The organism is Streptomyces sp. PA03-5A, assembly GCF_033792725.1.
GTDB lineage: Bacteria > Actinomycetota > Actinomycetes > Streptomycetales > Streptomycetaceae > Actinacidiphila.
Window position 1 is genome coordinate 106,218 of sequence record NZ_JARAVL010000007.1, and the last position, 20,743, is coordinate 126,960.

Annotated in this window: 19 protein-coding genes; 9 read left to right on the plus strand and 10 right to left on the minus strand. The window is 73.3% G+C overall.

Translation table 11 applies throughout. The features are described 5' to 3' along the window. Positions 1-4: 4 nt before the first annotated feature. The 4 genes from PV410_RS10410 to PV410_RS10425 are packed head-to-tail and all read right to left on the minus strand — an operon-like array spanning position 5 to position 4,935. Positions 5-1,132, minus strand: a complete 1,128-nt coding sequence (locus tag PV410_RS10410; protein WP_500323787.1) for an AAA family ATPase — start codon at positions 1,130-1,132, stop codon at positions 5-7. Between the two features lie 16 nt (positions 1,133-1,148). After that, complete coding sequence (locus PV410_RS10415) at positions 1,149-2,006, minus strand: FAD binding domain-containing protein (RefSeq protein ID WP_500323788.1); 858 nt, start codon at positions 2,004-2,006, stop codon at positions 1,149-1,151. Next, positions 2,003-4,396, minus strand: coding sequence for a xanthine dehydrogenase family protein molybdopterin-binding subunit (locus tag PV410_RS10420; RefSeq protein ID WP_500323789.1), 2,394 nt, complete (start codon positions 4,394-4,396; stop codon positions 2,003-2,005). Before PV410_RS10420 ends, PV410_RS10415 begins: the two co-directional genes overlap by 4 nt. Further along, positions 4,393-4,935 (minus strand): (2Fe-2S)-binding protein, encoded by a 543-nt coding sequence (locus PV410_RS10425; protein ID WP_500323790.1) that lies wholly within the window; start codon positions 4,933-4,935, stop codon positions 4,393-4,395. The genes PV410_RS10420 and PV410_RS10425 overlap by 4 nt, the downstream gene beginning before the upstream one ends. Before the next feature lie 147 nt (positions 4,936-5,082). On the opposite strand from PV410_RS10425, the gene abmR reads away from it, so the two are divergent. Continuing rightward, positions 5,083-5,631, plus strand: coding sequence for an ATP-binding transcription factor AbmR (abmR, locus tag PV410_RS10430; RefSeq protein WP_500323791.1), 549 nt, complete (start codon positions 5,083-5,085; stop codon positions 5,629-5,631). 35 nt (positions 5,632-5,666) lie between these two features. On the opposite strand, the gene PV410_RS10435 is transcribed toward abmR, so the two are convergent. Beyond that, positions 5,667-6,641, minus strand: a complete 975-nt coding sequence (locus tag PV410_RS10435) for a helix-turn-helix domain-containing protein (protein WP_500323792.1) — start codon at positions 6,639-6,641, stop codon at positions 5,667-5,669. 83 nt (positions 6,642-6,724) lie between these two features. Then, positions 6,725-10,489: a S8 family serine peptidase gene (locus PV410_RS10440; protein WP_500323793.1), complete on the minus strand. Its 3,765-nt coding sequence runs from the start codon at positions 10,487-10,489 to the stop codon at positions 6,725-6,727. Between the two features lie 335 nt (positions 10,490-10,824). Here PV410_RS10440 and PV410_RS10445 point away from each other — a divergent pair, with 335 nt between their 5' ends. After that, the gene (locus tag PV410_RS10445; protein ID WP_500323794.1) at positions 10,825-11,547 is read left to right on the plus strand and encodes a hypothetical protein; all 723 of its coding nucleotides are present in this window, start codon (positions 10,825-10,827) and stop codon (positions 11,545-11,547) included. Next, positions 11,544-12,074, plus strand: a complete 531-nt coding sequence (locus PV410_RS10450) for a SixA phosphatase family protein (protein WP_500323795.1) — start codon at positions 11,544-11,546, stop codon at positions 12,072-12,074. Before PV410_RS10445 ends, PV410_RS10450 begins: the two co-directional genes overlap by 4 nt. Before the next feature lie 36 nt (positions 12,075-12,110). Here PV410_RS10450 and PV410_RS10455 read toward each other — a convergent pair whose 3' ends face one another. After that, entirely contained in the window at positions 12,111-13,040 is a 930-nt protein-coding gene (locus PV410_RS10455; protein ID WP_500323796.1) for a helix-turn-helix transcriptional regulator, read from the minus strand. A gap of 288 nt (positions 13,041-13,328) precedes the next feature. Here PV410_RS10455 and PV410_RS10460 point away from each other — a divergent pair, with 288 nt between their 5' ends. Together PV410_RS10460 and PV410_RS10465 are read left to right on the plus strand one after the other, a co-directional pair. Then, on the plus strand, positions 13,329-14,375 hold the full coding sequence (locus PV410_RS10460; protein WP_500323797.1) for an NAD(P)-dependent alcohol dehydrogenase: 1,047 nt from the start codon (positions 13,329-13,331) through the stop codon (positions 14,373-14,375). 122 nt (positions 14,376-14,497) lie between these two features. Continuing rightward, positions 14,498-14,860, plus strand: a complete 363-nt coding sequence (locus tag PV410_RS10465) for a hypothetical protein (RefSeq protein ID WP_500323798.1) — start codon at positions 14,498-14,500, stop codon at positions 14,858-14,860. Here the strand turns inward: PV410_RS10465 and PV410_RS10470 are convergent. Next, on the minus strand, positions 14,806-15,417 hold the full coding sequence (locus PV410_RS10470; protein WP_499515141.1) for a TetR/AcrR family transcriptional regulator: 612 nt from the start codon (positions 15,415-15,417) through the stop codon (positions 14,806-14,808). The two genes, PV410_RS10465 and PV410_RS10470, sit on opposite strands and share 55 nt — an antisense overlap. Positions 15,418-15,563: 146 nt before the next feature. On the opposite strand from PV410_RS10470, the gene PV410_RS10475 reads away from it, so the two are divergent. The 4 genes from PV410_RS10475 to PV410_RS10490 all read left to right on the plus strand — a co-directional run bounded on the left by PV410_RS10475 (position 15,564) and on the right by PV410_RS10490 (position 19,009). Beyond that, entirely contained in the window at positions 15,564-16,481 is a 918-nt protein-coding gene (locus PV410_RS10475) for an ABC transporter permease (RefSeq protein ID WP_500323799.1), read from the plus strand. Then, a complete protein-coding gene (locus PV410_RS10480) occupies positions 16,474-17,244 on the plus strand; it encodes an ABC transporter ATP-binding protein (RefSeq protein WP_500323800.1) in 771 nt (256 codons plus the stop codon). Before PV410_RS10475 ends, PV410_RS10480 begins: the two co-directional genes overlap by 8 nt. Positions 17,245-17,339: 95 nt before the next feature. Further along, a complete protein-coding gene (locus PV410_RS10485; protein WP_500323801.1) occupies positions 17,340-18,131 on the plus strand; it encodes a VOC family protein in 792 nt (263 codons plus the stop codon). An 83-nt stretch (positions 18,132-18,214) separates the two neighbouring features. Continuing rightward, positions 18,215-19,009, plus strand: a complete 795-nt coding sequence (locus PV410_RS10490) for a VOC family protein (protein ID WP_500323802.1) — start codon at positions 18,215-18,217, stop codon at positions 19,007-19,009. Positions 19,010-19,024: 15 nt separating this feature from the next. On the opposite strand, the gene PV410_RS10495 is transcribed toward PV410_RS10490, so the two are convergent. After that, positions 19,025-19,936: a YceI family protein gene (locus tag PV410_RS10495; protein ID WP_500323803.1), complete on the minus strand. Its 912-nt coding sequence runs from the start codon at positions 19,934-19,936 to the stop codon at positions 19,025-19,027. Positions 19,937-19,980: 44 nt separating this feature from the next. Continuing rightward, entirely contained in the window at positions 19,981-20,610 is a 630-nt protein-coding gene (locus PV410_RS10500) for a TetR family transcriptional regulator (protein WP_500323804.1), read from the minus strand. Positions 20,611-20,743 lie beyond the last annotated feature (133 nt).

The following is a 20,743-nucleotide window of genomic DNA, read 5'->3' on the forward strand; positions in this document are numbered from 1 at the left end:
GTGCTCACCGCGACCCGCCCGCCCGCGCGGCGAGGATCTCCGACAGGTCGAGCGAACGCGCCCGCTCCGCGTCCTCGCGGTACTTCAGCACCGAGCCGAGGGTGGTCATCGCCAGGTCCGCGTCGAGTTCCGTCGCCCCCAGCGCGGCCAGTGCCTCCGCCCAGTCGATGGTCTCCGCCACCCCGGGCGGCCGCACCAGGTCCTGCTCCCGCAGGCACTGCACCACGGCCGTCACCTGCGCCGCGAGCCGGGCCGCCACGTGCGGCTGCCTGCGCCGTACGATCGCCAGCTCCCGCTCGAAGCCGGGATGGTCGAACCAGTGGTAGAGGCAGCGCCGCTTGAGGGCGTCGTGCACCTCGCGCGTGCGGTTGGAGGTGAGCACCACCACGGGCGGCGACTGCGCGCGCAGGGTGCCCAGTTCGGGGACGGTGACGGAGTACTCCGACAGCAGTTCCAGCAGGAAGGCCTCGAACTCGTCGTCCGCGCGGTCGATCTCGTCGACCAGCAGCACCGAGGGGCTGGTCTCCAGGGCCCGCAGCAGCGGCCGCGCCAGCAGGAACCGCCGGCTGTAGAGCTCGCCCTCCAGGGTCTCCGGATCGCTGACGCCCGCCGCCTCGGCCGCCCGCAGGTGCAGCAGCTGCCGGGGGAAGTCCCAGTCGTACAGCGCCTGCGACGCGTCGATGCCCTCGTAGCACTGCAGCCGGATCAGCGGCGCGCCGAGCGCCTCGGCGAGCGCGTGCGCCAGTGCGGTCTTGCCGACGCCCGCGTCACCCTCGCAGAAGATCGGGCGGTGCAGCGTCAGCGCCAGGTAGCAGGCGACGGCGAGGCCGTCGTCGACCAGGTAGCCGGTCTCCTCCAGCCGGGCCCGCATCTGCTCGGGGCCCGCGATCCCCGGGAGCGGGCCGGTCGTGTGCGCCGGGGGCCCGGCGGTGGCGGCGAAGGGAGGGCGGGCATCGCGGGGCGCGGCGGCGGGCGGCGCGGCGGCGAACGGGCCTGGCGCGCCGGGGCCTGGGGCGCCGGGGCCGTGGGGCCCCACCGCCCCGGCGCGTGCCGTCGTCGCGGCAAGCGGCCCGCAGGAGGATCCCGCCGGGGCGGTCCACCCCGGCGGAATCCCGTGCGCCGGCCAGGTCATGCGCTGCGTCCGCTCCTCATGTCAGGTCCGCCGCGGCGAGGACGGCCCTGCGGGTCAGCACCCTCACCAGGTGCTCCCGGTAGTCCGCGGACGCCGACAGGTCGGACGCCGGACGGGTGCCCTCCGCCGCGCTGTCGGCGGCCGAGGCCACCGCCTCCGGTACGGCGTCGGCACCGGCGAGGGCCGCCTCGCAGGCGGTGGCGCGCACCGGGGTGGGCCCCATGTTCGACAGCCCGACACGGGACTCGACGATGCGGCCGTCGTCCCTCCGCACCAGCGCGGCCACCCCCACCACCGCCCAGGCCTGGGCGCTGAGCTGGAACTTCTCGTAGTGGAAGCCCCAGGCGTCCGTCTTGGGCACCCGTACCTCCACCAGCAGTTCGTCGGGCCGCAGCACCGTCTGCAGGTAGTCGGTGAAGAACTCCCGCGCCGGGACGGTCCGCCGCCCGTCCGGCCCCTGGACGACCAGCTCGGCGTCCAGGGCGAGGACGGCCGCGGGCACGTCCCCCGCGGGGTCGGCATGGGCGAGGGCGCCGCCGATCGTGCCGCGGTGACGCACGGCCGGATCGGCCACCGTGGCCGTGGCGGCGGCCAGCAGCCCGGCGTGCCGCCGCACCAGCGGGTCGTGCACGACGTCGTGGTGCGAGGTCAGGGCGCCGATGACGAGGGTGTCCCCGTCGGCCCGCACCCCGCGCAGGCCGGGGATCCGGCCGACGTCCACGAGGAGTTCGGGGAAGGCGAGCCGCATCCGCAGGATCGGCAGCAGGCTCTGACCGCCCGCCAGCACCTTCGCCTCCTCCCCGGCGAGCGCGAGCTGCCCCACCGCCTCCTCCACGGAGCGGGGCCTGGCATAGTCGAACGACGCGGGAATCATGAGCCGTCCTCCTCCGGCCGGGCGGACCGCGCGTCCCGCAGGGCCCGCCAGACCCGTTCCGGTGTGCACGGCATCGGCACGTCCATGACGCCCAGCGGCCGCAGGGCGTCGACCACGGCGTTGACCACCGCGGGGGTCGAGGCGATCGTCCCGGCCTCGCCGACGCCCTTGACGCCCAGCGGGTTGGTGGTCGCCGGCGTCTCGGTGCGGTCGGTGAGGAAGTCGGGCAGGTCGGCCGCGCAGGGCACCAGGTAGTCGGCCATGGTGCCCGAGACCAGGTTGCCCTCCGCGTCGTACACGGCCTCTTCGAACAGGGCCTGGGCGATGCCCTGGGCGAGACCGCCGTGCACCTGGCCCTCCACGATCATCGGGTTGACGACCTTTCCGACGTCGTCCACGCACACGTAACTGCGGATCCGGACCCGGCCGGTCTCGGTGTCGACCTCCACCGCGCACAGGTGCGTGCCGTGCGGGTAGGAGAAGGCCTCCGGGTCCTCCACGTGCTCGGCGTTGATCGTCGGTTCCAGCCCGTCGGGCAGGTCGTGCGAGGTGAACGTCGCGAACGCCACCTCCTGGATGGTCCTGCGCGCCTCCGGCGAGCCCTTCACCGAGAAGACGCCGTTCGTGAAGTCCAGGTCGTCCTCGCTCGCCTCCAGCAGGTGCGCGGCGACCTTGCGGGCCTTGTCCACCACCTTCCGCGCGGCGCGGTGCACGGCCACGCCGCCGACGACCAGCGAGCGCGAGCCGTAGGTGTCCATGCCCTGCGGCACCGTGCGCGTGTCGCCGTGCAGCACCTCGACGTCCTCGAAGGGCACGCCCAGCACGTCCGCCGCGATCTGGCTCCAGCTCGTCACATGGCCCTGCCCGTGCGGGCTGGTGCCGGTCAGCACCTCCACCTTGCCGGTGGGCAGCATGCGGATCGACGCCGCCTCCCAGCCGCCCGCGCCGTAGCGCAGGTCGCGCAGGATCCGGCTGGGCGCGAGCCCGCACATCTCCGTGTACGTCGACACCCCGATGCCGAGCCGCGTCCGGTCGCCGCGCTCCTCCCGCTTGCGCTGCTCGGAACGCAGGTCGTCGTAGCCGAAGAGGGCGAGCGCCTTGTCCGTCGCCGACTCGTAGTTGCCGCTGTCGTAGGTCAGTCCGCCGATGGTGGTGTACGGGAACTCGTCGTGACCGATCCAGTTGCGGCGGCGCACCTCGACCGGGTCCATGCCGAGTTCGGCGGCGAGCTCGTCCATCATGCGCTCGATGGCGAAGGTGGCCTCGGGGCGGCCCGCGCCGCGGTACGCGTCGGTGGGGGTCTTGGTGGTGAAGACGCCCGTGCAGGTGAAGTCGTAGGCGTCCATCTTGTAGATGCCGGGGAACATGAACGCCCCGAGCAGCGGGACGCCCGGCGTCACGATCATCAGGTACGCGCCCATGTCGGCGAGCAGGTCGACCTTCAGGCCGAGCAGCTTCCCCTCGCGCGTCGCGGCGAGTTCGAGGTCCTGGATCTGGTCGCGGCCGTGGTGGGTGGCCAGGTAGCCCTCCGAGCGGGACTCCGTCCACTTCACGGGGCGGCCCAGCTTGCGGGCGACGGCCAGGCCGAGCGCCTCCTCGCCGTACACCTGGAGCTTGGAGCCGAAGCCGCCGCCGACGTCCGGCGCGACCACCCGGAGCCGGTGCTCGGGGATGCCGGTGACGACGGCCATCATCACGCGCACGATGTGCGGGATCTGCGTCGCGGAGTACAGGGTGTACTGGTCCGAGGTGTCCGGCGGCACCGCCACGACGGCCCGCGGTTCCATGGCGTTGGGGATGAGCCGCTGCTGGACGAAGCGCCGGCGCAGCACGACGTCGGCCCGCTCGCGCACGGTCGCGTAGTCCTCGCCGGTGGCCAGCGGCCAGGTGTAGCAGCGGTTGGTGCCCTTGTCGGCGTGGACCAGCGGGGAGCCCTCGGCGAGCGCCGCCTCCATGTCCAGGACCGGAGGCAGCGGCTCGTAGTCGACGTCGATCGCCTCCAGCGCGTCGGCGGCCGCGTAGCGGTCCCGGGCGACGACGACGGCGACCGGGTCGCCGGTGTGGCGGACCTCGTCGACGGCGACGGGCGGGTGCTCGGGCAGCACGATGTCCTCGGTGACGGGCCAGGCGCACGGCAGCGACCCGAGCCCCTCGGCCAGGTCGCGGCCGCTGTACGCGGCGACGACCCCCGGCCGCTCCAGGGCGGGTGTGACGTCGATCCGCTCGATGCGGGCGTGCGCCATGGGGCTGCGCAGGATCGCCATGTGCAGCAGGCCCGGGACGGTGATGTTGTCGGTCCAGTTGGTCCGGCCGGTCACCAGCCGGGCGTCCTCCTTGCGGACCCGGGCGCGGCCGACCTCGGGCTCGCGTCCGGTGAGCTGGTCGGTCATACCGGTGCCCCGCTTCCCGCCGTGCTGGGCTGGGCGTGCTCGGCCACGGCGCCGGGCTCGGGCGCCTGGTGCCGGCGTTCCTCTGCGGCGGCGGCCAGCACGGCGCGCACGATGTTCATGTAGCCCGTGCACCGGCAGAGGTTGCCCTCCAGGCCCTCGCGGACCTCCTCGGGCGTGGGGTCGGGGTTCTCCCGCAGCAGGTCGCGGGCGGCCATGATCATGCCCGGCGTGCAGAACCCGCACTGCAGGGCGTGCTGCTCGTGGAACGCCCTCTGCAGCGGGTGCCACTCGCCGTCGGCGGAGGCCAGCCCCTGGATCGTCGTCACCTCGCCGCCGTCGGCCTGGACGGCGAGCACCGAGCAGCTCTTCACGCTCTTCCCGTCGAGGTCCACCGTGCAGGCACCGCAGTTCGTGGTGTCGCACCCGACGGGGGTACCGGTCAGACCGAGCCGGTCCCGCAGGTAATGGACGAGCAGGAGGCGGGGCTCCACCTCGTCCTCGTAGGCCGTGCCGTCCACCTTCACCGAGATGCGGGTCATATGCCCTCCCAGAGGCGCCGCGTGGCGAATCCCCCGTTCTGCTCCGATACGCGCAACTGTAAGTCGCGCCCGGGGACAACGCGACGCCTCGGACGCGAGTTTCAGGGGGCTCTTGCGCTCGGAAATCCGAGGCGTAATGTTGATTACATGATTACCAGCGAACAGAAGGAAGCGCTGCGCGGCTGGCTCGCCGGGCGGCTCCCCGACGGACTGTTCGAGGCGCTCGTGGACGTGGCCGTCGACCGCGAGGAGATCACCGTCGTCGGCCGCATCCCCGAACCCGCGGTCGGCGCCGGCGCGTCACCGGTGGAACGCGAGGCCGCGCTCGACGGACGGATCGCCGAGTTCCGGGAACGCACCCGCGAGGACCGCGTCGCCGTCGCCCGCGAGGCGGAGCACCGCTTCGGCCGCAAGGTCTCCTGGGGCGTGGAGTGCGGCGGGCGCCGGGCCATGTACACCACCGTCTCCGTGCCCGTCATGACCCGGCTCCGCCAGCCCGAGCGCCAGGTCCTCGACACCCTCGTCGCGGGCGGCGTCGCCCGCAGCCGCAGCGAGGCCCTCGCCTGGTGCGTCCGCCTCGTCCGCGGCAACACCGACACTTGGCTCGGCGACCTGCGCGCATCCCTGGAACACGTCCAGCGCGTCCGCGCGCAGGGACCCGACCGCGACACCCCGGCGTCCGCCGAGGACGACTGACGGTCCCCGCTCGCCCGGCCCGGGTGCCCCGGCGCTCAGGCCCAGCCGCGGCGGGCGGCGTGCCAGCCGAGCTGGATGCGGCTGTCGACGCCGGCCTTGGTCATGAGTTCGGCGATGCGGCGCTGGACGGTGCGCCGGGAGACCCCGAGGCGGCTCGCGGCCGCCTCGTCGGTGAGCCCGGCGAGCACCAGCGCGAGCAGGCGGGCGTCGAACTCCTCGATGCCGTCCGGGCGCTCCTCGGCGACGCCGTCCCCCGCCGCCCGCGGCGACAGCGGATAGGCCTGTTCCCAGGCCAGTTCGAAGTATGCGACCAGTGCGTCGAGCAGCCCGCCCGCGTGCACCAGCACCGACGCCGCGGCGGTGTTCCGGCCGCTGAGCAGCGGCAGCATCGCCAGGTCCCGGTCGGCGATCATGAATTTCACCGGGACGACGTCGGTGACGCCGATCCGCTGGCCCGCCGCGAGGTCCGCGAGCGCCCGCGTGACCATGCCCGGCTCGTTGAGGGCGTCACGTTGCACGATCGTGCGGTAGAGGACCCCGCGGCGGACCCCGGCGCTCTCGGCCGCGTTGTCGTCCGGCCGCACCACGGCGAGCTCGGGCACCATCATCGACCGCACCTCGTGCCGGGCGGACTCCTGGAGCTGCCGGAACCGGTGCCGTACGGCGCCGACCTCGCTGATCACCTCGACGACGCCGCTCCCGGCGGAGGTCCGGTGCTGCTCGGCCAGTGCCAGCACCGCGTGCTCCGCCGCGCCGAGCTCGTCGCGCCGTCGCCGCAGTTCGCCGCCGAGGGCGACCGTGGGGGGTGCCGCCGTGAACCTGGCCGCCGTGCCCGTCACGGCCTCGTGCACGGCGAGGCCGCGCCCGGTCAGGGCCGTCAGCAGTTCCCGTACCTCCCCGGTGGCCCGGCCGCTTTCGGCCGCGAGTTCGTGGACGGCGGCACGGCCGCGCGCCACCAGGAGACGGTAGATCTCCTCTTCGGCCGGGCTGAGACCGAGCGCGGCGAGCATGGGACTCCTCGGAGCGGTGGGGGCACCGGGCGGGCCCCGGCCTGTGGATGCCCGGGGCCCGCCGTTGACGCGGATGCGGAAAGTTACTTCAGTCCGTAGGCCCGCGTCACCTCCTGCGTGAGGCTGTTGCCCGCGTCGTCCCAGGTCCGGGCCTTCAGCGACACGAACCCGCGGTGCGGGGCGTCGAAACGGGCCGTCCAGTGGCCCGTCGCCGTACGGTCCAGGCGGACCGGACGCCAGTGGCGCCCGTCGTCGTAACTGACGGCCAGCGTCGCGCCCGTGACCCGGCCCGCCCCCGCCGCGTGCGGCAGGTGGCTGCCGGTCAGGCGCAGGGTCTGCCGGCCGCCGCGCGCGTTCCCCGAGAGGTCGGTGGCGATCCCGTAGTCCAGTTGCATGAGCGCCATCCGGTCGATCCCCAGTGGGTCGGTGACCGGCTCGGACCTGACCCGCCACACGCTGTGCGTCCGGGGGGAGAGGCGGTAGGCGGCCGCGTCGCGCTCCGCGCGCAGGTCCAGGGTGTACGTGGAGGGCACGGTCGGGATCGGCCAGAGCGTCGCCGACGCGTACGCCGAGGTCTTCACCAGCTCACCGTCCTGGTACACCTTGAGGTCCAGGCCGGCGGTGCCGTCCTGCATGGTGCCGCCATGGCCGCTCCCGCTGTCCGTCCAGGGCTGGACGTTGAAGGACAGGAAGCCCTGCTGACGCTCGGACCACCAGTAGCCGCCGCCGTTGCGCGGATGCGCGACGGGGGCGAACCAGTCGCTCGCCACCCGGGTGCCCGCCCGGTACGTGGTGAGGGCGCCGTTCGACTCGAGGGCCAGACCGGGCCCCGTGATCGCGTCCTCGGCCCACGACGTGCCGGGCTGCGCGGAGAGGTAGTCGGTCCGCGTCCCGGGCATGTCCATCCTCAGCGGGAACCCGACCGCGTAGGTGCGGTAGGGCCGGTAGTCCCAGCGGTACTCGCCACTGGGGTACCCGGTGGTGCCGTGGAAGCGCATGTCCACGACGGCCAGTTCCGAGGCGCGCGGCCGGTAGGTCAGGCCCGTCGCCGGGATCCGGCCCGGGTGCGGGTCGACCAGGTCGTAGACGTACGGCGAGTCGGGCACGCCCTCCACGTCCAGGCGCAGCGTCCCGTGCCGGGCCCGTTCGATCAGCGGCCCGCCCTCGCGGGTGGTCACCGAGGCCACCGGGACGCTGCTGTAGCCGCCCTCGTCGGTGCCGACGTACTCCAGGAGCTTGCCCGGTCCGTCGTTGACGACGATCAGCAGGGCCGCGCCGGCGTCGGCCGCCGCCTCGGCCCGCTGCGAGCCGGTGAGCGCGTCCGAGCGGTCCACCAGCACGGCCTTGCCCTTGACGCGCAGCCCGGCGTAGTCGGCGGGTGCGCCGGAACCGGCGTACACCACGCCCATGCGCTGCCGGCCCTCGTAGAAGCCGGTCCCGGCCTGGCCCAGGACGGTGACGGGCCTGCCGTCCCGGGACACGGACAGCAGCGGGTAGGCCTTGCGCCAACGGGTCTCGTACTCGAAGGCGCCGCGGGTCACCTGCCGGGTGGGCAGGACGAACATGCTGTCGTACGTCGACGGCAGGAGGTACTGCGAGTCCACGGTGCTGGTACCGCCGTCCGAGCGGTACCAGTTCATGTAGAGCATCCGGTCCTCGGTCCTGCGCGGTACCTCGGCGGTGACCTCGCGGGTGCTGCTCGCGTCCAGGACGAGCGTGCGGCCCCGGTCCATGACGAGTTCCGGGTCACCCATCAGGGCCATGCCGAGGGAGTCGGGGCCGTGGCTGCCGGCCACGGCGAGGTAGCTCAGCGCGCTGTAGGTGCCGGCCCGCAGTCGCACGGTCGCGCGGCCGGTCCCGTCCACGGGGACGATCTGCGGGTCCGCGTCGGTGCCGAAGCGCTGCAACTGGACGAAGCCCGGGGCGGGCTTGCCTGACCGGTCCTTCAGCGTGACGTCGAGGGGGTGACGCTCCTCCTCCCGGTAGAGACCGACCTGGGTGCGCGCCCGCACGGCGCCGGACGCGTCGCTCGCGGAGATCTGCCCGAGGTAGCGGCGGCCGTCGGCGCCGAGCCCCGGCCGGGCGGTGGCGGTGACGGAGGCCGTCCCGTGCGCCGGGACGGTCACCGAGTCCGCGGAGAGGGTGAACATCCCCTCGGGTGCGGGGGTCCCGGCGTCGGCGCCCGGATCGACGTCGTACGGGCCGCCGGCCACGGATGCGGTCATGCCGAGGGAGAGGGTGACGGGGGAGTCGCCCGCGTTGCGGTAGGTGACCGTGCGGCCGACCGCGGCCGGGCCGCCGTGCGGCCAGGCGTCGAAGCCGAAGTACGCCGAGCCGGTGGCGGTGACCGTGGCCGCGGTGGAGGCGGCCAGGTCGGCCCGGCCCGCCCCGACCTGATAGGCCGTCAGGTCAGGGAGCGGCTTGGCCGTGCTCATCAGTGCGTCCTTGAGCTGCGGGGCACTCCAGTCGGGGTGCTCCTGGGCCAGGATCGCCGCGGCGCCCGCGACGTGCGGCGTGGCCATCGAGGTGCCGCTCATCGTCTGGTACCAGCCGCCGTCGGCGCTGCCCCCGGCCTTCGCGGCCAGGATGTCCACGCCGGGGGCGGCGATGTCCGGCTTGAGCGCGTAGTCGCCGTACCGCGGGCCCGTGGTCGAGAAGTACGCGAGCTCGTCCTCGGAGTCCACCGCGGCCACGGTCAGCGCGGAGCCCGCGGTTCCCGGGGCGCTCATCGACGCCTCGTGGCCGGTGTTGCCGGCGGCCACGACGAACAGCGCGCCGCTGTTCTCGCTGAGCCGGTCCAGGGCCTGACTCATCGGGTCCGTGCCGTCCGTGGGCTCGGACCCGCCGAGGCTCATGCTGACCACCTTGGCGCCCTGACCGACCGCCCACTCCATGCCCGCGATGACCCAGGAGTCCTCGCCGTACCCCTCGTCGGCGAGCACCTTGCCGATCAGCAGGTCGGCGCCGGGGGCCACGCCCTTCTCGGCGCCTTCGGAAGCGGCGCCGCTGCCGCCCACGGTGGAGGCGGTGTGCGTGCCGTGCCCGTTGCCGTCCTCGGCGGACTCGCCGGGCACGAAGCTGACCGCGGCCCTCACCCGGCCCGCCAGGTCGGGGTGGTGGGTGTCGGCCCCGGTGTCCAGCACGGCGACCTTGACGCCCTTGCCGTCGAGGCCGGAGCGCCAGGCGGCGGGCGCGCCGATCTGCGTGGTGCTGTCGTGGAGCGTGGCGCGGACCCGGCCGTCCAGCCAGATCCTGGACAGGCCGCCGCGCAGGGCGGGCCGGTCGGCGGGGGCGTCCGTGGCCACCGAGGTCCACAATTTCCTGACCTGCTTCTTGGCCGCCCTGACGGAGGCCCCGTTGACGCTCCTGAGCGACCGCACCTTGGTGGTGCCTGCGGGTGCCGTGGCCGCGACCTCGCCGCGGTAGCCGAGGATCAGCGGGATGCCGGTGCTGTGCTGGTCGTCGTAGCCCTGCTCGATCAACGAGGTGACGTCGAACAGCCTCCGGTCCAGGCGGTTCGCGGCGAGGTAGGGCAGGGCCTCGTCCGGGTAGACGTACAGGTCGCCGCCGACGGTCTCGGTCCGTACGCCTCCGGTGGAGCCGTGCGGGCGCCGCACGTCGACGGACTTCTTGCCGCCTCCGACGTCCGTCACCCGGACGACATGGCCGGTGATCAGCGTGACCGTGCGGGTGGCTGCGGAGGGACGGGGCGCGGCCGGTGCCGGCGGCGTGCCGTTCGCCGCCGCGGGCCCGGCCGGGCCGGTCAGGGTCGTGAGGACGGCGACGACGCCGACGGCGGCCGCGAGGGCCCGTCCGCCTCGTGGGCGACGGGGTATGAGGGAGATCATGGCCCGGTCCTACCGGCCCCGCCCGGACCGGGGGAACGGCCGGCGACTGGCGTCAAAGCGCCACGTCTCACATGTGCCAGCGGCCCGGCCCCGCACCGGCGACACCGTCCGGGCCCGCCCGGCGGACGGCACGCCGCCGTCGCACCGGGGCGCACCGCGCCAGGCGGCCGGAAGTCCTCCGGCCCGCACGGCACTTCGCGTACGTCCGCGTGCCGGCGGTCCGGCCGGGCCCGCCGGGCGGCGCGTCGTCCCCCTTGCGCCCGAGCGCCCTGCGAGACCCCGTCACCCGGTGCGGGCACCTGCGCCGGTGAGCCGTACGGGTTAGATTCGGAGGCGTGTTGCGCATCGTGGACGGCAGGAGCGGCGAGTTTGTGGAACTGGACCCGGGGCGGCGCTTTCCGCTGCGGGTGCTGGCCCACACAGGTGCCGTGGGCGGGACGACCGCGCTGCGGGTGCTGCTGCTGGCGGACGTCCTGGCGCGTACGGCGGAGACCCACGGCGGGCAGGTGCTGGTGGCCTCGGTGGGCCCGGCCGACCCCGCCCTGGACGCGGCCGCGGCGGCACTGGGCATCAAGCCCGGCGCGGCACGCGGCGACGACGTGCGCGAGGCCGAGGAGGCGCTCGCCGGACCCGTCCGGGTGCACGTCGCACCGGCGGGCACCGAGACCGGCGGCCCCCGCCTGGACGTCGGACCGGTTCACCCGGACGAGGTAACCGCGGGGCCCGGCGTACGGCTGGCGCTGCTCCGCCTGGACCGCCGGGCCCCGGCGCAACTGACCCCGCGGACCCTTGAGGCGGCGGACGCGGGGCTCCGGCACTGGCGCGGTGCCGTGGCCCGCTGGGCCGAATCGCCGTCCAGACCGATGTGCGCCGCGTACGTGGAGCGCCTCCAGGCGGCCCTGAGCGCGGACCTCGACACCGCCGCCTACCTGGCCGCCCTCGACCGGCTGGAGACGGAGACCACCCTGCCGGACGGCTCCCGCTTCGAGACCTTCGCCCAGGCGGACCGCGTGCTCGCCCTCGAACTGACCGGCGAGGTCGGCGGGGTGAGGTCGTGAGGCGCCGCACGGAAGGACCGCGTCGGCTCGTCGTGCTGCGGCACGCCAAGTCCGCCTGGCCGCCGGACGTCCCCGACCACGACCGGCCGCTCGGCCCCCGCGGCCGGCGTGACGCCCCGGCCGTCGGCCGCTGGCTGCGCGAGGGCAAGCACACCCCCGACCTGGTGATCTGCTCGACCTCCCGGCGCACCCGGGAGACCTGGGAACTCGCCGCCGAGGCCCTGGGCGCCACGCCGCCCCCGCCGGTGCGCCTCGACGAGCGGGTCTACGCGGCCACCGCCCGCGCCCTCCTCGACGTCCTGCGCGAGGCCCCCGACGACGCCGCGTCGCTCCTGCTGGTCGGCCACAACCCGGGGGTCCAGGACCTCGTCCTGCGCCTGACGGGCGAGGCCCGCGCCGACGCCCTGCTCCGCGCCGCCGACAAGTTCCCGACCTCCGCCCTAGCCGTCCTCACCTGGCCCGGCCCCTGGTCCGCCCTCACCCCGGAACGCGCCCGCCTCGACGACTTCGCCGTGCCCCGGGGCTGAAGCGCGGCACCGGCACCGGCACCGGCGCCGCCCGCGTCAGGCCGAACGCCGGTCGAACCCCGGGGTGTTGTCGGCGCGCGCGGGAGCGCCACCGCGGCCGCCGGCGTCCCGCCGTGCCGCCGGTTCCCGGGCGCTCCAGCTGGCGAGGAGCTTCCAGGCGTCCTGCGAGGCCTGTTCCTGCGCCGGCAGGTACATGAACAGGGTCTGGTCGGGCTCGCCCGGCATCGTGAACGCCTGGTAGTCGACGGTCAGATCGCCGATGACGGGGTGGTGGTGACGCTTGGTCCCGTGGGTGCGGTCGTAGACCTTGTGGTCGGCCCACCAGCGGCGGAAGTGCTCGCTCTTCATGGCCAGTTCGCCCACCAGCTCGGCGGTGCGGGTGTCCTCGGGGTGACGGCCGGCGTCGAGACGCAAGGTGGCGGTCATCTCGGCGGCGACCTGCTCCCAGTCCGGGTACAGGGCGTGGGCGGCCTCGTCCAGCAGGATCCAGCGGGTGAGGTTGCGCTCGCGTACCGGCATGGCGTCGAAATCGGCCATCAGCGCGCGGGCCAGGTGGTTGGTGGCCAGCACGTCGGTGCGGCGCCCGAGGACGAAGGCGGCCTGGTCGACGAAGGAGTCCATGAGCCGCCGCATCCCGGGCCTGACGCGCTGGACGGTCGGCGCCGAGCGGCGGCGGGCGGTGCCGGGCTTGGGCCCGGCGAGGTCGAACAGGTGGGCACGTTCCGCGTCGTCGAGCCGCAGCGCGGCGGCCACCGCCTCCAGCACACCGGCCGAGGGGCTGATCTGCCGCCCCTGCTCCAGCCGCGTGTAGTAGTCGGTGCTCACTCCGGCCAGTTGGGCGACCTCCTCACGGCGCAGCCCCGGCACCCGCCGGTAGGCACCCCGTTCGGGCAGCCCGGCCGATTCGGGGCAGATGCGGGCGCGTGATCGACGCAGGAACTCGCTGAGCTCGACGTTTCGGGCCATGCGTCCATTCTCGCTCGCCAGGTGGCGCGGGCGACCCGGGAAGGGGGGTCGCCGAGTCCTACGCAACCGGTTCCCCGGCAGGTCAGGGCCGGGAAGCGGCCCCTGCGGCCCGGTTCCCGCGTGGTGTCCTGGATTGCGGAGGCCCACCGGGCAGGCACGGATCCAGCCGAGCCCCCGTTCCCGGTCCTCCTCCCCTCCCGCAGACGGCATCCCCGAGCGCATCGAGGCTGCCGCCACCTGCCGCGATCACCGAACGTGATGGCACCGATCCTTGAGGAGACCACGGACATGACCAGCACCACCCACGCGTACGCCGCTCACGCTCCCAAGTCCCCGCTGGAGCGCACCACCATCGAGCGTCGCGAGGTCGGCGAGTTCGACGTCCTGATCGACGTCAAGTACGCCGGCATCTGTCACTCCGACATCCACCAGGTCGACGAGGGCTGGGGAGAGGCGATCTTCCCGATGGTCCCCGGCCACGAGATCGCCGGCGTCGTTTCCGAAATCGGCCCCGGCGTCACGAGGTTCCAGGTCGGCGACCGGGTGGGCGTCGGCTGCATGGTCGACTCGTGCCGCACCTGCGACAACTGCAAGGCGGGCCTGGAGCAGTACTGCACGGGCGGCGGCATGATCTTCACGTACAACGCGGTCGGCAGGGACGGCGAGCCCACCTACGGCGGCTACTCCCGGGCCATCGTCGTCGACGAGAACTACGTCCTGCGCATCCCCGACGGCCTCTCCCTGGAGGTGGCCGCGCCCCTGCTCTGCGCCGGCATCACCACCTACTCCCCGCTCCGGCACTTCGGCGCCGGACCGGGCAGGAAGGTGGCGGTCCTGGGCATGGGCGGCCTCGGTCACCTGGCCGTGAAGATCGCCCATGCGCTCGGCGCCGAGGTGACGGTGCTCTCGCAGTCCCTGCGCAAGAAGGAGGACGGACTGCGGCTGGGCGCCGACCACTACCGCGCCACCGGCGACCCGAGGACGTTCGAGGAGCTCGAGGGCACCTTCGACATCATCCTGTCCACCGTCTCGGCCCCGCTCGACTTCGGCGCCTACCTCAAGCTGCTGAAGACCGACGGCGCCCTGGTGAACGTCGGCCTGCCCGAGGAGCCGATCTCCCTGGACCTCTTCTCCGTGATCACCGGCCGCAGGACCATCGCCGGTTCCCTGATCGGCGGCATCGCGGAGACGCAGGAAATGCTGGACTTCTGCGCGGAGCACGGCTTCGGCGCGGAGATCGAGCTGATCCCCGCCGACCGGATCAACGAGGCCTTCCGGCGCATCCTCGCCAGCGACGTGCGCTACCGCTTCGTGATCGACGCGTCCACGATCTGACCGGGCCGCGGCCCGCACGGGACGCGACCGCCACGGGGCCGCCCGCCGACCGCACCGGACCGGCGGGCGGCCCCGGCCGGTCACCACCCCCGGTGGCCGACCGATCCAGGGGAGCAGAAGGCATGCACACCACCATCGACCGGCAGCACCCGGCCGGCCCCGCGACCTGCGCGGACCAGTGGCTCGTGGGCCTGCGCCGCCACGCTGCCCGCAGCGGCGAGACCTGGCACTACTACCTCGTCGACGACACCCAGGAAGGAGCCGACGCCGCCGTGGCCGCCGCAATGGGGCGAGCCGCGGCCCGCGACCGGGCCGACCGGGCCGACCGGGCCGACCAGGATCCGGCCGCGTCGATCACGGACCTCGAGGTCCGGCGGCTGCGCCACAGCCCCCTGGGCCAGGTCTACCTGGAGCCCGGCACGCGCGGGCGTCAGGCCGACGCCGCCAGGGCCGCGGCCGTGGCGGCGGCGAGACGGTCGAGGTAGCGGGGGGTGAGGGGGGAGCGGAGGACCGCGAGGCGCCAGTAGAGGGGGCCGGCCATGAGGTCGAGCGCGAGGTCGCAGTCCGTGCCGGCGGGGAGCTCGCCGCGTTCGACCGCGGCCTCGACGATGGCGGTGGCGATGCCGCGCTGGGTGTCGCGCAGCGCCGTCTGCAGGGTCTCGGCGATCTCCGGGTTGCGCGAGGCCTCCGCCAGCAGGTCGGGGATGATCTGCGAGGCGACGGGGTGCCGCAGCGCCCGCGCCGTCACCTCCAGCAGCATCCGGATGTCACCCGGCAGGCTGCCCGTGGCGGGCGCCGGCACGCCGAGCGCGGCGACGGCGGAGACCACGTCGAGGACGAGCGGCAGCTTGGAACGCCAGCGCCGGTAGACCGCGGCCTTGCCCACGCCCGCACGCCGTGCGATGCCCTCGATGGACATCCGGCCGTACCCGACCGCGGCGAGCTCCTCGAAGACGGCCGCCCGGATCGCCTCCGTGACATCGTCTCGGAGCACAGCCGCCCCGGCGGGGGCGCGTCGTGGGGGTGCGGTGTCCGGTGCCATGTCCGGCAGCCTACGCGACGACGGGACGGAACGGTTGCGTTCCAACGCTCGTGTGGTCTAACGTCCTGGTAACGACGATACGGTCTCGTTCCGTCGGCGCACAACCACCCCCTGCGCCTCACCCCCCGAACGGAAGCGCCCCCCTCGTGAGCCTTGACATCGAGTCCTCCTCAGCGGCGCCCGCGCCGCCCGGCGCTCCGGCGCCGTCCCCCGCACAGCTGGCGGCCACGTACGGCCTCACGGTGAGCGGGGCCCGTCCCGGTCTGGGCGCCTACGTGCGGCAGCTGTGGGGACGCCGGCACTTCATCACCTCGTACGCCACCGCCCGCGTGGCGGCGCAGTACACGCGGGCGCGCCTGGGTCAACTGTGGCAGGTGCTGACCCCGCTGCTCAATGCGGCGGTGTACTACCTGATCTTCGGCCTGCTCCTGGGCACCGACCGCGGCGTGGACAACTACATCGCGTTCCTGGTCACCGGCATCTTCGTCTACACCTTCACCCAGTCCTCGGTGATGGCGGGCGTGCGGGCGATCTCGGGCAACCTCGGCCTGGTACGGGCCCTGCACTTCCCCCGTGCCAGCCTGCCGATCGCGCAGACGATCATGCAGCTGCAGCAGTTGCTGATGTCGATGCTCGTGCTCTTCGCCATCGTGCTGATGACCGGCGAGGTGCCGAGGCCGTCCTGGCTGCTCGCGATCCCGGCGCTGATCCTGCAGTCGGTGTTCAACGCGGGCCTGGCGCTGGTGATGGCGCGGCTCGGCAGCAAGATGACCGACCTCGCGCAGCTGATGCCGTTCATCCTGCGGACCTGGATGTACACCTCCGGCGTGATGTACAGCATCAGCCACGTGGCGGCGCACGCGCCGCAGGCCGTGAAGATCCTGCTCGGACTGAACCCCGCGGCGGTCTACATCGACCTGATGCGCTTCGCGCTGATCGACAGCTTCACCTCCGAGCAGCTGCCGCCGCACGTGTGGGCGGTCGCCCTGGGCTGGGCCCTGGTCATGGGCATCGGGGGCTTCGTGTGGTTCTGGAAGGCTGAGGAGAGGTACGGCCGTGGCTGAGCGCATCCCCACCGTGATCGTGGACGACCTGCACATCGTGTACCGGGTGCACGGCGCGGGGTCGGGCCGCGGCACCGCGGTCAACGCCCTGTCGCGGCTGGTCCGCCGCAAGGGAGGCAACCCGAACGTCCGCAAGGTGCACGCCGTGCGCGGCGTCAGCTTCACCGCCTACCGGGGCGAGTCGATCGGGCTGATCGGCTCCAACGGCTCGGGCAAGTCGACCCTCCTCAAGGCGGTCGCGGGGCTGCTGCCCGCGGAGAGCGGCAAGGTGTACACCCAGGGGCAGCCCTCCCTGCTCGGCGTGAACGCCGCCCTGATGAACGACCTGACCGGCGAGCGCAACGTCATCCTCGGCGGTCTCGCGATGGGGATGTCGCAGGACGAGGTGCGGGAGCGCTACGAGTCGATCGTGGAGTTCTCCGGCATCAACGAGAAGGGTGACTTCATCTCCCTCCCGATGCGGACCTACTCCTCCGGCATGGCGGCCCGGCTGCGCTTCTCGATCGCCGCGGCCAGGAGCCACGACGTGCTGATGATCGACGAGGCGCTCGCCACCGGCGACAACCGGTTCCGCAAGCGCTCCGAGGCGCGGATCCGCGAGCTGCGCAAGGAGGCCGGCACCGTCTTCCTGGTCAGCCACAACAACAAGTCGATCCGGGACACCTGCGACCGCGCCATCTGGCTGGAGCACGGCACGCTGCGGATGGACGGCCCCACGGACGACGTGCTCAAGGCCTACGACGCGTTCACCCAGGGGAAGTGACGCCGCCCGGCGCGAGCCGGGCACCGGTGCCAGACTGAGGACGGACACCGGGACCACGGCAGCACCGGGCACGCACGCAGGCCAAGGAGACCGCCATGCTCACCACCCAGTACGTCAACGGCGCCCCGAACTGGATCGACCTGGGCAGCCCGGACCTCGGGGCGGCGGTCTCCTTCTACACCGGGCTCTTCGCCTGGGACGCGCAGTCGCTCGGGCCCGAGGCCGGCGGCTACGGCTTCTTCCGTCTCGGCGGGAAGACCGTGGCCGCGTTCGGGCCGCTCAGCGAGGAGGGCATGCGGTCCTCCTGGACGCTGTACTTCCAGACGGCCGACGCCGACGCCACCGCCAAGGCGGTCGAGCAGGCCGGCGGCACGGTCCGCTTCGCGCCCTTCGACGTCTTCAGCAACGGCCGGATGGCCGGCTTCACCGACCCCGGGGGAGCGGAGTTCGCCGTGTGGCAGCCCCGCGACATCAAGGGCCTCGACGTGGTCACCGAGCCGGGCAGCCTCGGGTGGGCTGAGCTGTACGCGCCGGACGCCGCCGCAGCCGGCGCCTTCTACGGCGCGGTCTTCGAGTGGCAGGCGCAGGACGTGCCGCTGGGCACCACCCGCTACGCCGTGCTGTCGACCTCGGGCGGCGGCCGGGAGGCGTCCCTGGGCGGCATCGTGGAGATCACCGAGGAGATGAGGGCCGCCGGCGTCACCCCGCGGTGGCTGCCCTACTTCGAGGTCGAGGACGCCGACGCGGTCGTCGCCAAGGCCGGGCAGCTCGGCGGGACGGTCGTCATGGCGCCGCAGCACGCCGAGGGCGTCGGGCGCTTCGCGCACCTAGCGGACCCCTTCGGCGCGCTGTTCGCGGTCATCGCCAGCCAGCCGGGGCAGGGCTGACGGAGCGGTACGGGGCCACTGTCAGTGCCCGCTGCAAGACTGTGAGCGACCAGGGCACAGCACCCCCGTCAAAGGAGCACACCATGCTCAGCACCAACTACGTTCCCGGCGCCCCCAACTGGCTCGACCTGGGGACCCCCGACGTCGAGGCCTCGGTGGCCTACTACCGCGAGGTCTTCGGCTGGGACTTCCTCTCGGCCGGACCGGAGGCCGGCGGCTACGGCATGTTCCGCACCGGTGACCGGACCGTCGCGGGCATCGGCCCCAACAACGAACCCGGCGTCACCACCGCGGCCTGGGAGCCGTTCTTCCAGACGGCCGACGCCGACGCCACCACCAAGTCCGTCGAACAGGCGGGCGGCGGCGTGCGGTTCTCCCCCATGGACGTCTTCGACCTCGGGCGGATGGCGGCGTACGCCGACCCGACCGGGGCCCGGTTCTGCGTGTGGCAGCCGGGCGCCAACAAGGGCCTGGACGTCGTCAACGAGCCCGGCTCCCTGTACTGGACCGAGCTCTACACCACCGACGCGCCCGCGGCGCTGGCCTTCTACCGCTCGGTCTTCGAGTGGAAGACCGAGGACTCCCAGATGCCCGGCAACGTCTACACCATGGTCTCCCCGGCGGGCGGCGGCGAGAGCGACGCCCACGGCGGCGTCATGCAGCTCGACGAGGAGATGCTGGCCGCGGGCGCCGGCGGGCACTGGCTGCCGTACTTCGCGGTGGCCGACTGCGACGCCACGCTCGCCAAGGCCGTCCAGGCCGGCGGCACGATCCGCGTCCCCGCGATGGACATGCCGCAGGTCGGGCGCTTCGGCCAGGTCGTCGACCCGCAGGGCGCGGCCTTCGCCGTCATCACACCGGTGCCCTCCGCGGGCTGAGGGCGCGCGCGGCGGCTACTCCGGTGGCGTCGGGGTGTCGTGGCTGGAGAACATGGCCTGGACGTCGAGTTCCAGCTTGACGGTCGGGCCCACCACCGCGATGCCCCGCGCCAGCATGCTCCGCCAGTTGAGGGTGTAGTCGTCGCGGTGCAGTTCGGCGGTGGCGAGGGCGGCGCAGCGCAGCTCCTCGCCGTAGCCGCCGGTCGCCATGCCCAGGTAGTCGGTGTCCAGGGTCACCGAGCGGCTGGTGCCGTGCATGCTGAGGTGGCCGTGGACGGCCCACCGCGAACCGCCCTGGTGCACGAAGCGGTCGCTCGCGAACCGGATCCAGGGATGGGCGGCCACGTCCAGGAAGTCACCGGAGCGCAGGTGGTCGTCCCGGGTCCGGTTGCCGGTGTTGATGCTCGCGGCGTCGATAGTGATCTCGACATGGGAGTCCTCCATGCGTTCCGCGACGCGTATGCCGCCCTCGAAGCGGTCGAACCGGCCGTGCACATGGGCCATGCCGACGTGCTTGGCGATGAACCGGACGGCCGTGTGCGGCGGGTCGAAGAACCAGGTGCCCGGCGGCGGCAGTTCGAGCCCCGGTGCGGGGGCCAACCGCACCGTGCCGATGGGGGACTGGAGTCCCGCCGCGATCTCCACCGTGCCCCGGTAGGGCCGCATGCCGTCCGCGCTGATCATCACCGAGTGGTGCCCGGGCGGCAGGGTGGCGAGGAACGTCCCGTACGGGTCGCTGATCGCCCTCACCTGCGTGCGCTGGGTGCGGGCGTCGGACACGGTGACCTCGGCTCCGCCCATCGGCCGGCCCGCGGGGTCGAGCACCTGACAGCTGATCAGTCCCGCGCCCCTGGCGATCGGTGGCAACAGAGCGGGATCCGCGGTGCCGTTGGCCGTCCGATTGCGCCGAAAGAGTGCGAAAGCCATGCGACCACCCTAGATGGTGGATCCACGCAAGTGTCAATTCGCCCTCAGGCGTCCAGCCAGTGCCGACGTCCCAGGTGGATCAGGTAGAGCTCCTTGCGGGCCCGCTCCGCGATGTGCTCCTCGGTCGCGGCGTCATCGGCCGGCGCCTCCATGAAGGCGATCGCCGTCATCAGCATGCGGTCCACGTACAACTCGGCGAGCATGCGCACGTCCTCGGCCGTCCAGCCCTGTGAGACGGGCTGCGCGCCGAGCGCCTCGGCCACTTCGTCTGCGAAGAGCGAGAGTTCGGCGGCGATGGCCTCGCGGACGGCCTGCACCCCGCCGTGCCGCTCGCGGGCGATGAAGCGGATGTGCGACCGGTGGTCGCGCACGTGCAGGGTGATGACGCGGACGGAGCGGGCGATGACCTCCTCGGCGTCGTCCTGCTCGGCCAGGATCGCCCGGATCATCGCGTGCAGACTGCCCAGCGACTCGGCGACCAGGGCCACTCCGAGATCGCCCATGTCGCGGAAGTGCCGGTAGAACCCGGCGGGCGCGACGCCCACTTCACGGGTGACCTCGCGCAGCCCCAGGCTGCTCAAGCTCTGGTTCTCCAGCAGGCGCAGGCCCGCGTCGAGGAGGGCCCGCCGGGTCTGCTGCTTCTGGGCCTCACGGACCCCGAGGGTGTGACTCATGTCATCCAGTAAACAGCCGTTCGCCGAGTTGCGCGAGAGTAGAGTACCGACTCAGTGAACGACTGTTATTCCAGTTGTTCACTGAGCTGTGACGTCGTCCGCAGCCCGCAGTGCCATCCGGTAACCGAGAAAG

Coding starts and splice junctions, on each gene's coding strand:
- PV410_RS10410 (WP_500323787.1), bottom strand. CDS start 1,132: ATGACCTGGCCGGCGCACGGGATTCCGCCGGGGTGGACCGCCCCGGCG.
- PV410_RS10415 (WP_500323788.1), bottom strand. CDS start 2,006: ATGATTCCCGCGTCGTTCGACTATGCCAGGCCCCGCTCCGTGGAGGAG.
- PV410_RS10420 (WP_500323789.1), bottom strand. CDS start 4,396: ATGACCGACCAGCTCACCGGACGCGAGCCCGAGGTCGGCCGCGCCCGG.
- PV410_RS10425 (WP_500323790.1), bottom strand. CDS start 4,935: ATGACCCGCATCTCGGTGAAGGTGGACGGCACGGCCTACGAGGACGAG.
- abmR (WP_500323791.1), top strand. CDS start 5,083: ATGATTACCAGCGAACAGAAGGAAGCGCTGCGCGGCTGGCTCGCCGGG.
- PV410_RS10435 (WP_500323792.1), bottom strand. CDS start 6,641: ATGCTCGCCGCGCTCGGTCTCAGCCCGGCCGAAGAGGAGATCTACCGT.
- PV410_RS10440 (WP_500323793.1), bottom strand. CDS start 10,489: ATGATCTCCCTCATACCCCGTCGCCCACGAGGCGGACGGGCCCTCGCG.
- PV410_RS10455 (WP_500323796.1), bottom strand. CDS start 13,040: ATGGCCCGAAACGTCGAGCTCAGCGAGTTCCTGCGTCGATCACGCGCC.
- PV410_RS10460 (WP_500323797.1), top strand. CDS start 13,329: ATGACCAGCACCACCCACGCGTACGCCGCTCACGCTCCCAAGTCCCCG.
- PV410_RS10465 (WP_500323798.1), top strand. CDS start 14,498: ATGCACACCACCATCGACCGGCAGCACCCGGCCGGCCCCGCGACCTGC.
- PV410_RS10470 (WP_499515141.1), bottom strand. CDS start 15,417: ATGGCACCGGACACCGCACCCCCACGACGCGCCCCCGCCGGGGCGGCT.
- PV410_RS10485 (WP_500323801.1), top strand. CDS start 17,340: ATGCTCACCACCCAGTACGTCAACGGCGCCCCGAACTGGATCGACCTG.
- PV410_RS10490 (WP_500323802.1), top strand. CDS start 18,215: ATGCTCAGCACCAACTACGTTCCCGGCGCCCCCAACTGGCTCGACCTG.
- PV410_RS10495 (WP_500323803.1), bottom strand. CDS start 19,936: ATGGCTTTCGCACTCTTTCGGCGCAATCGGACGGCCAACGGCACCGCG.
- PV410_RS10500 (WP_500323804.1), bottom strand. CDS start 20,610: ATGAGTCACACCCTCGGGGTCCGTGAGGCCCAGAAGCAGCAGACCCGG.